Here is a 13,164-nt window from a genome sequence, read left to right as displayed (position 1 = left end):
CCCAAAATTTCGTTTAGAAGAAGAGGGAATTCCGTTTTTGGCCTCGTTTCCAGAAATGGAGCCAAAAACGGGAGCCGCGCCTGTAAAATATTTATATGCGCGGTTCAATATATTTTGCTTTCGCTACGTATTGAGAGAAGTGACGCGTCCGGCAACGGCCGTCCTGCTTTGAATGCACTTGTGTCATACCACCTAAACTACCTACTGCTATGGGCAAAAAAATCAATGCTATCCTTGCCTTTTCCACCGGTATCGCCACGGGCGCGGTACTGGGTATCTTGTTTGCGCCAGAGAAAGGCCGTGAAACCCGTGACAAACTGAGCTTCCAGCTGGAGAAATACCGTGCACGGTTGCTGGAACTGTCTAATGACCTGATTGCCGGCAAAGAAGAGCAGGGTTCGGCGGCCAAAACCGAAGGCCAACGCGTGATCAAAGACGCCCGCGACAAAGCCGAGCGCCTGTTAGTAGACGTAGATTCCCTTATCAATCAAATCAACAGTAAGAAAGAAATATAAGCCCCTTGCCCATGACAACCGTTACCCTAATTCCCGGCGACGGGATAGGTCCTGAGATCACGGAAGCCGTAAAGGCGATCTTTGCAGCCGCCCAAGTGCCCATTACCTGGGAGGAAGAAAACGCCGGACAAACCACCTTTGACAGCATGGGTGAGTTGATTCCGCAAAGCCTGATTGACTCCCTGGAGCGCAACAGAATCGCCCTCAAAGGCCCTATCACCACGCCGGTGGGCAAAGGCTTCAAGAGCATTAATGTGCAACTGCGCCAGAAGTTTGATTTGTATTCCAACGTGCGTCCGGCCAAAACCACGCCCGGTGTGAAAACCCGCTTTGAGAACGTAGACCTGGTGCTTTTCAGAGAAAATACTGAAGGGTTGTACGCTGGTCTGGAGATGTATGACGAGCGCCTGGGAATTTCTGATTCCATCGCCCGCGTGACCGTGGAAGGCTGCCGCAAGATTGTTCGCGCTGCGTTCGCTTATGCTGCCAAGAACAACCGCCCCAAAGTGACTGTGGCCCACAAAGCCAATATCTTGAAATCGGCGGGAAGATTAATGCTGGAGGCTGCCGCCGAAGTATCTAAAGAATTCCCCAGCGTGCCTTGGGACGAGAAAATCATTGACAACATGTGCATGCAGCTGGTGAGCAAGCCAGAGCAGTTTGAGGTGATTGTGACCACCAACTTGTTCGGGGATATATTATCTGACCTGTGTGCCGGTCTGGTAGGCGGTCTGGGCGTGGTGTCTGGTGCCAACGTAGGTGATGACATGGCTGTTTTTGAGGCCGTGCACGGCTCAGCGCCTGATATTGCTGGTCAAGGCTTGGCCAACCCAACGGCTCTGCTTCGCTCCGCGTTGATGATGCTGGAACACATGGAGTTGAAAGACCATTGCGCCAGAATTGAGAACGCCCTGGAGAAAACGCTATTGAACAAAGAGCAATGCACCAAAGATTTGGGCGGAAATGCCTCCACCTCAGAATTTGCGCAGCATATCATTTCTAATTTGTAACTTGTCCTGTTCTTTTAAATAGGTTAACCATTTATGAAAAAGCAATTTATAGTATTGATGCTGGCTGCCGGTTCTTTCATGACCGTGAGCTGCGAGAAGACAACCACTGAGGAAACCACTACTACCGTTACTGACCAAAACTCAGCGAATGGTTCAGCGGCGGCTCCGGCGGCCAATGACCCTGCCACCAACCCCAACGTTGCGGGACAGGAGGCAGTGAACCCCAACGGCCCCAAGCCGGTGATGACGTTCAAAGAGTCTGAGCATGACTTCGGGAATATCAAAGATAACCAGAAAGTACAGCACACGTTCTCATTCACCAACACGGGCCAGGCGCCGTTGATTATTGAAAGCGCCACCGCTACTTGCGGCTGTACCGTACCAGAATGGCCAAAAGAGCCAATTGCCCCAGGTGCCTCCGGGAATATTAAAGTAGAATTTGACCCAGCCGGCAAGTCTGGTCAGCAGTCTAAGCAAATCACCATCACGGCCAACACAGATCCGCAGATCAACCAGGTAACCATTAAAACCAACATTGTGGGCACCGTGCCCCAGGCTGGTGCCAGCGGTCCTGTTCGTTTATAAGTTACCCAATCTCTATGCAAACCCTTTTATTACAAGCCGCATCCGCTGAGGGCGCCAACCTTTACTCTAATTTCCTGTTCATCGGGTTAATCATTCTGGTGTTCTATTTCTTTATGGTGCGTCCGCAGCAGAAGAAGGCCAAAGACCAGAAGAAGTTCCGGGAAGAGCTGAAACGCGGCATGAACGTGGTGACCATTGGTGGTATGCACGGCCGCCTGTTGAGCGTAGACGATGATACCGTGTGGTTGGAAGTGGACAAAGGCCTGAAACTCAAGTTTGAGAAATCGGCCATTGCCGTGGAGCCCACCACCCGCGTAAATGCCAACACCGTCACAGAAACCACTTAATACGTACAAAACACTTTGCCGTTTAACAAGACAAAACAAGCCATCCTTTGGATACTGCAACCGTTTTCACCAAAACAGAAGCAGTACTGGAGGGTGGTTTTGTATTGTTTTCTGACCGCGGCCACGTTCTGGCTCCTCAACGCCCTGAACAAGAATTACACCACGGTCATCACGTACCCCATCACGTTTGTGTATGACCCACAGAAATTGGTACCGGTAAAACCGCTGCCCGAGGAAGTGACCATCAACGTGACCGGCAAAGGCTGGAAACTGCTTCGCAAGAGTGTCTTCTTCCAGGTACGGCCCGCCGAACTCACCATCAGGGGCTTGCCCAACCTAAAGCGCCTGCCAGGCTACGCGCTCCGGCCCGCCATTTCCAACGTGCTGGACGGCCTGGCGCTCAATTTTGTGGTCACAGACACCCTTTCCTTTGATTTTGACCGCTTGAGCTCCCGCAAAGTTCCGTTAACGGTAGATTCTACCAAACTGAGCTTAGATGCAGGCTATGCCTTTGTGGGGCCCATTGTGATCCGGCCAGATTCGGTAACGTTCAGAGGCCCTGAGCAGATGATCAATCAGTTTCCCAACCCTTATCCGCTGAACCTTCCTGGTCGTTCATTGAAAGCCCCGTTTGCCGAAGATTTGACTTTAACGCATGACTTCACCAATCTGGTGACCGCAGATGTGCGTGAAGCCGATGTGAAGTTCAAGGTGGTGGCCCTGGAAAAGCAGGAAGTGACGGTACAGCCGGTGTTGCAAAACTTCCCGCCGGGCCTGCTGCTGCGGTTGGTCAATGGCCCCGTGAAACTCCAGTACGCCTTTCTGCCCAGGCACCGTGACCAGATTCAGCCCGAACTGTTCCAGGTGGTGCTGGATTATCAGAAATTCAACATCCTGGATTCTACCATTGTGCCCACGGTGGTGCAGCGTGCGCCCATGACCAAACAGATTGCCGTTACGCCCGGCCGCGTGAAGATTTCCTTGACGGCTCAATAGATTCTTATGCTGAAGATTGGAATTACCGGCGGCATAGGATCTGGCAAAAGCATTGTCTGCCGCTGTTTCCAGCTGTTGGGCGTGCCGGTCTATGACTCAGACGCCCGCGCCAAATGGGTGATGCAGCATGACCCCGAGCTGCGGCAGGGCTTGATTGCCACCTTCGGGCCAGAAACGTTTGACGCTGCCCAGAACCTGAACCGCACCTATCTGGCCCAAGCCGTTTTCCATGATGCCACACAATTGGCCAAACTCAACGCCTTGGTACACCCGCAGGTCCGCAAAGATTTCCACCGGTGGCTAGAAGCGCAGGCCCACGCGCCCTACATCTTGAAAGAAGCCGCGCTCATGTTTGAGTCCAATGCCTACACCCAAGTAGACCACGTGCTCACCGTGTCCGCGCCCAAGGACCTCCGCATCTCCCGAACCTTGCTACGGGACACCCACCGCACCGCCGCCGACATTGACGCCATTATCGCCAAGCAATTGCCCGAGGAAGAGAAAGTCAGCCGCGCGCAGTTTGTCTTGTACAACGATGACCAACAACTGGTGCTTGAGCAGGTGCTGCGTTTGCATGAAGCGTTTTTAGGATTGGCCGGGAAGTAGACGCGGGTCTGTTTATTGGCTCTGTTTTGGAAATGAAGCCAAAACCAGGGTTTTTCATAGATCCCCAATATTTTTCAGATAAGGCTGTTGGCAGAGACTTTCGTAGGAGCTGCGCACGCTACGAGGTATTTGGAGCAGCAGCCTTTATCTTTTGACACAACCCACCCCTACCCCTCCGAGGAGGGGAATTATTGGATATGCGTGGGCAGAAGAGAGCAATGCGTGAGGTGCCTGGTCTCTACAATGTAATCTGCCGCAAGTTTAGGCGAAGCCGTAACTTGTGGCTGTACATGTTGTGAGCTTATAAACTCACGTCAGTTGATAAACTGACCAAGTGGGTTATCACAAGTCACGCTGCGCTAAACTTGCGGCAAGAAAAGATATTTTAACGTTTTCGGCTCCGTTTCCAATTCAGAGCCTCAAAACGGAAATCACCGGATGATAGGATAACGCGTGAACGGTTTGGACGGGTCGAAGATCTTGCGGTAGGTCACGTGGGTTTTGTAGATGACGGCACCCAGGGCACGGGTCACCATCATCATCTTCGGGTTGAAGTCACCTACCCAGTTCATCTCCATCTCGGGAGCGTAGTCAATCACGGTTTGGTGTGACTTTGTCATCATGTACGCATCTACGCCCTTTCCCTGAAATTCAGGTACCACGCCAAAAATAAGCCCGAAGAGCTTGCGTTCATTGCTTCGTAAGATGCGCCATTTGTAGTAGAGGAATTTCAGCTTGCCCCACCAATCCAGCTTGCCGTGCAGGTGCTTGAAAATCTGGTTCAGCTCGGGTAGCATGATGAAGAACGCGACGGGTTTTTCTTGGTAATACGTGAAGATAAGCAGCTTTTCATCCATGATGGGTTTCATGTTTTTCATAAGTTTGCGCACCTTCTCAATGGTCATGGAACTCACCCCAGAGTGCCCGCCCCAGGCTTTGTTGTAGACTTCCAGGAAGTCTTGGGCTAGTTTCTCCAAGTTCTTTTTGGAGGCGTGCGCCACGCGGTAATTGGGGTCTTGGGCTAAAAGGGCACCCCGCTCTATTATTTTGGGGTGCAACGGCGCACCGGTGGGCCTTTTATAGGTGTACTGCTTGAAATACACCTGAAAGCCATAAGCCTCAAACAAATCTTTGTAGTACGGCGGATGATAAAACATGCCGTAGTTGGGTTCGGTGAAGCCGTCTACCAGCAAGCCCCAGAACCTATCCCGCTCCCCGAAGTTGATGGGCCCATCCATGGCTTCCATGCCTTGCGCTTGCAGCCAATTTTTGCAGGCGTCAAACAGGGTGAAAGCGGCGGTTTGGTCATTAATGCATTCAAAGAAACCCATGCCGCCGGTCACATACTCAGACGCGTTCTTGGTCTTTTCATTCACAAAAGCGGCAACCCGGCCAATGGTTTGGCCTTGAGCGTTCTGCAGAATCCACCGGATGGCCTTGCCGGTTTTGAAATTAGGATTTTTAGTCGGGTCAAAGACTTGTTCAATGTCGTTGTCCAGCGGCCTGATCCAGTGGGGGTGGTCTTGGTAAAGACCGGTTGGGAAGTTCAGAAACTCAGAGACGGTGGCAGGGGAAGTGACTTCAAGCAGGTGCATAGAAACAGGCGTGGCTAGAGCGGTAAAGATACAAAAATGCCCCAGACCGCGCTACGCAGGGCAATCTGGGGCAAAATATGAAAATGGTATGATTTACGCCGCCATAAAATGGTGGTATTGGTTTTCCTGGTGCATGGCTTCGTCAAAGGTGTAGGCTTGTTCATTGTACGGGCTAATGAACACTTCCTTCATCACCAGCCAAGATAAATCAATGCCCAAAACTTTAATAGGAGCCAGTGATCGCTTCCAACCGGCCTGTGCTAACAAAGTTGTATATCCTTTCATCTGCTCTTCTCCTTTCTTGGTTCACTCTTTTAAAACGAGGAACCCGTGAGAATATTTAAACGAGGGTTGGACTTTCTGTGTTTAGTACTTTGCCAAGGAATAAGTATGGCTGACAAATAAAAAGCCTTACCGGCGAGGTAAGGCTTTTGAAAGGAATGGGTGTTTGTTGTTCCCAGAATATCCTTCTTGCTATTATTTGTAAATATTGCGTGTTACTATGGGCCAGCGCATAGACTTCTTTAAAACGTAATGCTAAAAGAGCCCATGAAAATTATTGTGGCATCCACCATTTTCTGGTTGGGGTGGTGCCCGGTATTACTTTCTCCCCCATAAGGGGTGTCACAATTTCTATGTCGTGCTTTGAGGCCAAATCAGCTACCATCTTAATGGATTCATCCCAGGGGTGTAAGGCTAAATCAAAGGTAGAGAAATGAATAGGGAAGAGGAGCTTCGTGTTTATGTCCTGGCAAGCTTTGATGACCTGTTCAGGGAAAAGGTGGGTGTTTGGCCAGCCGTTGTTCCAGGCATCTATCTCCATAAAAGCCAGGTCAAACGGGCCGTGCTTGCGGCCAATTTCTTTGAAATGGTCACCATAGCCCGTGTCACCGCTCCAATACAGGTTCTTCTCTTTTCCTTTGATCACGTAAGAAGCCCACAAGGTTTTATTTCTGTCATTATAGCTTCTCCCTGAATAGTGAACCGTTGAGCAGGCAGTTATGGTCAAAGAGCCATGGGTGACACTTTGGTCCCAGGCTAGTTCAGTAATCTTGTTTTTGGGAACACCCCAGCCCTGTAACCTGGCGCCCACGGCTAGCGGCACAATGAACTGTATGTTCTTATCGGCCAGGAACTTCATGGTTTCCGCCTCCAAATGGTCATAATGATCATGGGTGATCATGACCACATCAATAGCTGGGAGTTCTTCCCGCTGCAAGGGAGCTGGACTCATCCTTCGGGCAATGATGGGCAAAGGGCCGGCGTTCTCAAACACCGGATCAATTAAGATACGCTTTCCGTCCAGCTCTATGATAGCCGTTGAGTGCCCTAGCCAATAAGTGGCATAAGAGGAAGGTTCTGCGGGAAAATCCTTTTTTGTGAGTGCTTTTCTAGGCAACTCAGCCGTTGGGGCATTGGGAGACGTTTTGAAGAACCTCAAAAACCCAGAGTTGCCTCCTGTTACCTGCTCTTCGTAATAAGTTATCTTTTTGGGGCTTATGAATTCATCTTTTTCAGGGGAAAAATAGGCATGTTGAGAGTATTCCGCTTTACGCTCGTCACTAGGTTTTAATTTGCCAATCTGGTTATTTACATAACAGCCGGTTCCGCCTAAAGCAAGGAGTATCACTAGTGCCAGGAAGCTTAGGGTATATTTCCTTTTCATTCTGAAATTCATGTGTTTTCTATTCTTGTGGGAAAAGACGCTAGCCAGTACGGTATGAATGGTTGTATTTATAACTAAGGGTTATATCGTTTAAAGACTTGACGACTACCATATAACATGTAGCCATAAATTATTGGCTGCTCACTAAAGTTGACCAATCATGAAAGGAGCAGGATTAGTTCAAGGAATCCTCCTGGCTTATTGAAGCCCATTATTTGCCTCTAGCCATCAAAGAGTTAAAAAGGAAACAAAAGGCCCTTCACGTTGAAGGGCCTTCAAAGGCTAAGATAAATCTAAGGGGCGGAGGTTTCTTTGTTTTAGCTAATTGCTTTCATTCCGGCCTCAGCTACCGTATGGTCATTCTCCACAGTGTCGCCTGATACCCCAATGGCACCTATGACTTCGCCGTTTCCCCCTACAATTGGAAGGCCGCCGGGGAAGGTGATTAGCCCTCCATTAGAGTGCTCAATGTTATAGAGAGACCCGCCCGGTTGTGAGGCCTTACCCAAGTCACCGGTGGGCATGTCGAAGAATCGTGCAGTCCGGGCTTTCCGGATGGCAATATCCACCGAGCCGAGCCACGCACCGTCCATACGAGCAAAGGCGGTGAGGTTAGCTCCTGCGTCCACCACAGCAATATTCATTTTCAAGCCTAGTTCCGCAGACTTTTCTAAGGCGGCGCGTACTGCTTTATTGGCTAGTTCAAGTGTTAATGACATAAAAGTTGATAGTTAAAAAGTGGGAATCTGATCTGATAGTTGATACTCTGCCAAATGGGAAAGGTTGGCAATCTCAGCCACTTTCACCCATTTAGCTCCTTTGTGTTAATTGAGTTCACCTTATTTCCTTAATCATATTGTGGGCATGCATGCCCTCGCCTGGATTTATGATTAACCTGCCTCTCCCTGGGGATTGCGCCACACTCAACCTTTTTACCGCTGTTCACTTTTCCCAATGGGCCAATTCATGAGGCGTGTCTACCTGCTGCGTTTTTATGGTTTCCTAGTTGCGTGGGTTCAATCTATTTTCTGATTTAGGGGGCGTGTCTTGTGAAAGCCTACCCATAGAGGAATCTGGTTTAGGTTAATAGTGCTTTGGAGAATACGAAACCCATTGGCATTGTACCATTACCTAATCATCATCATCATGCTGTTTTCAAACCCGGCAGGCATAACTAAGTGAGGAGATTGTCTGCAAAAAGTTTGCGCATAAAAAAAAAGCCTTACCGGTGAGGTAAGGCTTTTGGAAGTGGGGCGTGCTGGATTCGAACCAGCGACCCTCTGCTTGTAAGGCAGATGCTCTGAACCAGCTGAGCTAACACCCCAATCTTTATCAGTAGAAGACCTATTGTCCCCGTTTGATGATGCAAATATGGGGGATGTTTTTCTTTCTGCCAAATGCCGTCGCTAAAAAAGTGTAAAATTTTTCTTGTGGCGCACCTTCCATTGGAGGGGACAATCCCGCGCTGTATATTTAGAGTCTGTAAATCAGAAAGTTTGTGGGAAAGGGGAAAAAGATAGCGCGGTATATTTTTTTGGCGGCAGGCGGCCTGTTTCTGGTATTGGCCCTGGCGGCCGGCACTATTTACTTCTACCAAGACAAAATCATTCAGCTTTTTGTCACGGAGGCCAACAAACACATCAAGACCAAGGTGGCCGTGGAGAAGATAGAGGTGACCTGGTGGCAGAAGTTTCCGCAGGTGGCCATTAGTCTGCAGAACGTGGAAATCACTGAAGCCCTGCCCAACAGCACCGCGCCCCTGGCCAAGCTCAGGCGCATTTACAGCACCTTTGACTTCTGGGATGTCTGGAAGGGCAACTACCGCATCAAAGAAATTCATTTAGAGGAAGGCGAAGTGCTGGTGAAAGTGCTGCCCAACGGCGAGGTCAATTACCTGATTTACCAAACCGCAGACACCACCCAAACCGGCAAAATGGCTTTTGACCTGCAGCACATCTCGCTCCAGAACGTGCACGTGCGCTACCAAGATGACCCCGGCAAACAAACCTATGACCTGCAGGCGCACCAACTCACCGCCGCGCTAGCCATAGAAGGGCCACTGGTGCAAATCAAAACCAACGGCAAGGCGCTGGTCAACAGCCTGAAAGCGGGCGGCAGCGAGTTTCTGAAAGCCAAGGAAATTACGTTAAGCAGCCAGCTAGCCTTAAATACTGAGACGAAAAACCTCACCATTCAGCCCTCAGAACTGCAGGTGGGGGCCGCCACGTACGGGTTTGGCGGAACTGTGGCCTTTGCCCATAAAACTCAGCTAGATCTGCAGGTGCAGGGCAAGAACACCAGTATTCAGTCACTGCTGGCCTTGCTGCCACCCAAACTGGCCAAGCCGCTGGCTAGGTACCGGAGCAACGGCGATGTCTATTTCAAAGGCCAGGTGAAAGGCGAAGCTTCTGGCAAGAAAAGCCCTTTCATAGACGTGAGTTTTGGCGCGCGCGGAGCATCGTTCTATCACCCAGACTATCAGGAGAAAATTGAAGGCCTGCATCTGGAAGGTAGGTTTACCAACGGAACTAAGCAGACTGCGCAGAGTTCGGTGCTGGAATTGCGCAAAATCAAAGGAAAGCTGCGCGGAAAACCGTTCTCCGGCGAGGTGGTGGTGCGCAACTTCACTAACCCAGATTTGCAGGCCCAGCTGCGCGCAGAAGTGGACGTGGCCCATGTGCTGGGTCTGTTTCCGGTGCCAGACATGAAGAAAGGAGCCGGGCAGGCGCAGGTGCAGTTTGCCTTTACCGGTAATTTAAACGCCTTTAAGGCCAACCCCAACAGCCCTAAAATTAAAACCAGCGGCGAAGTCACCCTCCGGCAGGTGCATCTGCAGTTCAGGCAGCACCCGCAGGCGCTCAGCCAACTCCACGGCACGTTCCTGTTCCGGAAGAGCGATGTGGCCGTCACTGATTTCAAGGGCAAGGTGGGCGCGTCTGATTTTCTGCTGAACGGCTATTTCAAGAATGTGCTGGCCTGGCTGTTCCTCCCCAACCAGAAACTCAAAGTAGAAGCCGATTTCGTGTCCAAATCCCTTGATTTAGACCAGTTGTTGGCGGCGGCCGGGCAAGAGCAGAAAGCACCTGCGGCCGGGGGCAAGTCCATCAAATCTGGGGCAGCGGCCTATGCGTTCAATTTGCCGGCCTACCTGGAGTTTGACTTGAATGCCTCGGTAGGGCAGTTGCAGTTCCGGCGGTTCAAGGCCAAGCAGGTGCACGGGCAGGTGCGGCTGCAGAACAAAGTCATCACGTCGCCTAACATTGCCCTGCAGGCGGTGGGCGGCACGTTCAAGGTGCGGGGCTCTTTAGATGCGCGCAAGTCCTTGATTCAGATTAACACCGTGGCCAGCCTGCAAGACATTAAGGTAGACAGCCTGCTGTATGTGTTTGAAGGCTTCGGGCAGAAGTTTCTCACGCCACGGCACCTGCGCGGCGAACTCACGGCCCAGATGGACGCCGAGCTGTTCTTTGACCACCAACTCAATTCCCGCACGTCTTTGATGCAGGCCGAAATTAACACGTCCATCAAGAACGGGCAACTGGTGAATTTTGAGCCGCTGCAGAAGCTGAGCACCTTTGTAGACCGCCGCGAACTGGCCAACCTGCGCTTCTCAGAGCTCAGGAACAATTTCTTTATTCAGGAAGGCATCATCTACATTCCAGAGATGGAAATCAAGTCCAGTACCAGCCGGTTCAACACCATTACGGTCTCGGGCACGCACACCTTTGACCAGCACATGGACTACCGCCTGCGCATACCGTTAGCCAACACCGCCGCCGCCCGCCGTGACAAAGACGAGCGCTTCGGGACCGTGGCCGGCGGCTCCACGCCCAACCCCAACCTGTTCCTCACGCTCAAAGGCAAGGAAGGCAACTTTAAAGTGGCCTTTGACCAGGAGAAAGTCAAAACCAAGATTGCCGCTGATCTAAAGAATGAAAAACAAGAACTCAAAGACGTGCTGCAAGGCAAGAAAAAAGAAGAGAAAGCCGTGAAGCCCGCCACCGAGTATTTTGAGTTTTAAGCGAAAAGCCGTTTTTGGCCTCGTTTTGGGAAATGAGCCCGAAAACGGGAATTTATCAAATCTTATATAGAATCAATAACTTTAATCCAAAACATGCAAAATATGGATAAGCAAACAGAGAGGAACCTAATGGGCATAAATTTTGAGAAATCTGGGAATATGCTTAAGGCGATAGACCTTTACGAAGCAAATATTTTAGATGGATTTGATGGTAATCATCCCTATGATAGGCTGGCTATAATCTATAAAAAACAACAGCGCATAGATGATGAAATTAGAGTATTAGAAAAAGCAATTGAGGTTTTTGGAAAGAATAAAAATAGCGAGAGGAATGACCAACTTATTAAGCTTAGAAAGTTTGAGGATAGATTAATTAAAGCTCAGAATAGAAGAGCAGTTGATTCTAATTAGTGCTAATTTATCATAGGTTGTTTTTGGCTCGATAATCTTAAAATTAGTATCCATAATGAATTCATAGCCTAAGCTTTCCAACTAACTCAATATTTGCGAATTATAAACTAAACTTGTGTCATGTGTATGTTATCAAATTTATTTTTGAATACCCTTACAAACTGTGAATGAAAAACATAAGTGCACGTTTGTTACTTTTCCTTTTGCTAGGCTTAATCTCCTGCCAGCCAAACAATACCAGTACTTCCAACCAAACCGCTACTTCCACCAAAGTCTATTACCCAGAGAAAGGCGATAAATGGGAACGCAAGAAACCCGAACAAGTTGGCATGGACGCTGACTTGCTGGCCCAAGCGGTGGCCTATGCGCAGACCCAGGAAACCAAGCGCGCGAAGGATTTCTCTGACCAGGAACAGACCTTCGGGAAGTTGCTGGGGCCAATACCTAATGATAGAGCGGCCACCAACGGCATCATTCTGCGGCACGGTTACATTGTGGCAGAGTGGGGCGATACCGAGCGCGCTGACCCGACCTACAGCATCGCCAAGAGCTTTTTGTCCACGTTGCTTGGTGTGGCCCTAGACAAAGGCTTGATCAAAAACGTGCAGGACCCTGTGGCCAATTACATCAAAGACGGCGGCTATGACTCAGAACACAACCGCAAAATCACCTGGCACCATCATGCGCAACAGACCAGCGAGTGGGAGGGCGAGCTCTTCGGGAAGACACATACCTTTGTAGGCAAAGAGGAATTTGGTTCCGGTGAACGCAAACCTAGAGCCCTCCAAGAACCCGGCACATTCTATGAATACAACGACGTGCGCATCAATCGGTTCTCGTTGTCCATGCTTCGGCTCTGGAAGAAACCACTGCCTGAGGTCTTAAAAGAGCAGATCATGAACCCCATTGGCGCCTCAGACAGTTGGCAATACCTGCCGTACCAGAATTCTTTTGTAGACGTTGACGGCCAACAACTGCCCAGCGTGAGCGGCGGCACCCGCTGGGGCGGCGGCCTCTGGATCAACACCCGCGACGAAGCCCGCTTCGGGTATCTGTTCCTGCGCCAGGGCAAATGGAAAAACCAACAGCTGGTCTCTGCTGATTGGGTAAAGCAAGCCACCACGCCCGGCCCGCACGGCCCCGACTACGGCTACCTTTGGTGGCTGAATACGCAGAAAAAGCAATGGCCCAACGCGCCCGCTACCAGCTACGCCGCCCTGGGCGCCGGTTCCAACACCATTTGGGTAGATCCAGAGCATGACCTAGTGGTAGTCTGGCGCTGGCACGGTACCAACGGAGATGAATTTTTTAAGAGGATTATTGCGGCGGTGAAGAAGTAAAGGATTGGCCAATTTATGAACAGATAGTGGGTGTTATATTCCCGTTTTCGGGCTCGTTTCCAGAAATGAGCC

At 50.3% G+C, this 13,164-nt stretch carries 13 protein-coding genes and 1 tRNA gene; 9 read left to right on the top strand and 5 right to left on the bottom strand.

Annotated features, from left to right (window positions below; translation table 11 throughout):
• Positions 1 to 209 precede the first annotated feature (209 nt).
• From IMY23_RS12670 to coaE, 6 genes are all read left to right on the top strand, one after another.
• On the top strand, positions 210 to 515 hold the full coding sequence (locus tag IMY23_RS12670) for a YtxH domain-containing protein (protein WP_192822438.1): 306 nt from the start codon (positions 210 to 212) through the stop codon (positions 513 to 515).
• A gap of 11 nt (positions 516 to 526) precedes the next feature.
• Complete coding sequence (locus IMY23_RS12665) at positions 527 to 1,525, top strand: isocitrate/isopropylmalate dehydrogenase family protein (protein ID WP_192822437.1); 999 nt, start codon at positions 527 to 529, stop codon at positions 1,523 to 1,525.
• 33 nt (positions 1,526 to 1,558) lie between these two features.
• Complete coding sequence (locus IMY23_RS12660; protein ID WP_192822436.1) at positions 1,559 to 2,110, top strand: DUF1573 domain-containing protein; 552 nt, start codon at positions 1,559 to 1,561, stop codon at positions 2,108 to 2,110.
• A gap of 14 nt (positions 2,111 to 2,124) precedes the next feature.
• Entirely contained in the window at positions 2,125 to 2,457 is a 333-nt protein-coding gene (gene yajC / locus IMY23_RS12655; RefSeq protein ID WP_192822435.1) for a preprotein translocase subunit YajC, read from the top strand.
• Positions 2,458 to 2,556: 99 nt separating this feature from the next.
• Positions 2,557 to 3,453 (top strand): hypothetical protein, encoded by an 897-nt coding sequence (locus tag IMY23_RS12650; RefSeq protein ID WP_192822434.1) that lies wholly within the window; start codon positions 2,557 to 2,559, stop codon positions 3,451 to 3,453.
• Positions 3,454 to 3,459: 6 nt separating this feature from the next.
• On the top strand, positions 3,460 to 4,059 hold the full coding sequence (gene coaE / locus IMY23_RS12645; RefSeq protein WP_192822433.1) for a dephospho-CoA kinase: 600 nt from the start codon (positions 3,460 to 3,462) through the stop codon (positions 4,057 to 4,059).
• Between the two features lie 431 nt (positions 4,060 to 4,490).
• On the opposite strand, the gene IMY23_RS12640 is transcribed toward coaE, so the two are convergent.
• The 5 genes from IMY23_RS12640 to IMY23_RS12620 all read right to left on the bottom strand — a co-directional run bounded on the left by IMY23_RS12640 (position 4,491) and on the right by IMY23_RS12620 (position 8,644).
• The gene (locus IMY23_RS12640; protein WP_192822432.1) at positions 4,491 to 5,654 is read right to left on the bottom strand and encodes a hypothetical protein; all 1,164 of its coding nucleotides are present in this window, start codon (positions 5,652 to 5,654) and stop codon (positions 4,491 to 4,493) included.
• Between the two features lie 93 nt (positions 5,655 to 5,747).
• Positions 5,748 to 5,939 (bottom strand): hypothetical protein, encoded by a 192-nt coding sequence (locus tag IMY23_RS12635; RefSeq protein ID WP_192822431.1) that lies wholly within the window; start codon positions 5,937 to 5,939, stop codon positions 5,748 to 5,750.
• Between the two features lie 271 nt (positions 5,940 to 6,210).
• A complete protein-coding gene (locus tag IMY23_RS12630; RefSeq protein WP_225986499.1) occupies positions 6,211 to 7,095 on the bottom strand; it encodes an MBL fold metallo-hydrolase in 885 nt (294 codons plus the stop codon).
• 542 nt (positions 7,096 to 7,637) lie between these two features.
• A complete protein-coding gene (locus IMY23_RS12625; RefSeq protein ID WP_192822429.1) occupies positions 7,638 to 8,039 on the bottom strand; it encodes a heme-binding protein in 402 nt (133 codons plus the stop codon).
• A gap of 530 nt (positions 8,040 to 8,569) precedes the next feature.
• Positions 8,570 to 8,644 (bottom strand) — tRNA-Val (locus IMY23_RS12620).
• Between the two features lie 174 nt (positions 8,645 to 8,818).
• On the opposite strand from IMY23_RS12620, the gene IMY23_RS20335 reads away from it, so the two are divergent.
• The 3 genes from IMY23_RS20335 to IMY23_RS12605 all read left to right on the top strand — a co-directional run bounded on the left by IMY23_RS20335 (position 8,819) and on the right by IMY23_RS12605 (position 13,092).
• Positions 8,819 to 11,341, top strand: coding sequence for an AsmA-like C-terminal region-containing protein (locus tag IMY23_RS20335; RefSeq protein ID WP_192822428.1), 2,523 nt, complete (start codon positions 8,819 to 8,821; stop codon positions 11,339 to 11,341).
• Positions 11,342 to 11,443: 102 nt separating this feature from the next.
• The gene (locus IMY23_RS12610) at positions 11,444 to 11,752 is read left to right on the top strand and encodes a hypothetical protein (RefSeq protein ID WP_225986498.1); all 309 of its coding nucleotides are present in this window, start codon (positions 11,444 to 11,446) and stop codon (positions 11,750 to 11,752) included.
• 167 nt (positions 11,753 to 11,919) lie between these two features.
• The gene (locus IMY23_RS12605) at positions 11,920 to 13,092 is read left to right on the top strand and encodes a serine hydrolase (protein WP_192822426.1); all 1,173 of its coding nucleotides are present in this window, start codon (positions 11,920 to 11,922) and stop codon (positions 13,090 to 13,092) included.
• Positions 13,093 to 13,164 lie beyond the last annotated feature (72 nt).

It is taken from the genome of Rufibacter sp. LB8 (assembly GCF_014876185.1).
Lineage (GTDB): Bacteria > Bacteroidota > Bacteroidia > Cytophagales > Hymenobacteraceae > Nibribacter.
The sequence above is the reverse complement of the archived record's forward strand: the minus strand, read 5'-3'. Positions and strand labels throughout refer to the sequence as shown.

Coding starts and splice junctions, on each gene's coding strand:
- IMY23_RS12605 (WP_192822426.1), top strand. CDS start 11,920: ATGAAAAACATAAGTGCACGTTTGTTACTTTTCCTTTTGCTAGGCTTA.
- IMY23_RS12640 (WP_192822432.1), bottom strand. CDS start 5,654: ATGCACCTGCTTGAAGTCACTTCCCCTGCCACCGTCTCTGAGTTTCTG.
- IMY23_RS12670 (WP_192822438.1), top strand. CDS start 210: ATGGGCAAAAAAATCAATGCTATCCTTGCCTTTTCCACCGGTATCGCC.
- IMY23_RS12665 (WP_192822437.1), top strand. CDS start 527: ATGACAACCGTTACCCTAATTCCCGGCGACGGGATAGGTCCTGAGATC.
- yajC (WP_192822435.1), top strand. CDS start 2,125: ATGCAAACCCTTTTATTACAAGCCGCATCCGCTGAGGGCGCCAACCTT.
- IMY23_RS12635 (WP_192822431.1), bottom strand. CDS start 5,939: ATGAAAGGATATACAACTTTGTTAGCACAGGCCGGTTGGAAGCGATCA.
- coaE (WP_192822433.1), top strand. CDS start 3,460: ATGCTGAAGATTGGAATTACCGGCGGCATAGGATCTGGCAAAAGCATT.
- IMY23_RS12660 (WP_192822436.1), top strand. CDS start 1,559: ATGAAAAAGCAATTTATAGTATTGATGCTGGCTGCCGGTTCTTTCATG.
- IMY23_RS12610 (WP_225986498.1), top strand. CDS start 11,444: ATGGATAAGCAAACAGAGAGGAACCTAATGGGCATAAATTTTGAGAAA.
- IMY23_RS12625 (WP_192822429.1), bottom strand. CDS start 8,039: ATGTCATTAACACTTGAACTAGCCAATAAAGCAGTACGCGCCGCCTTA.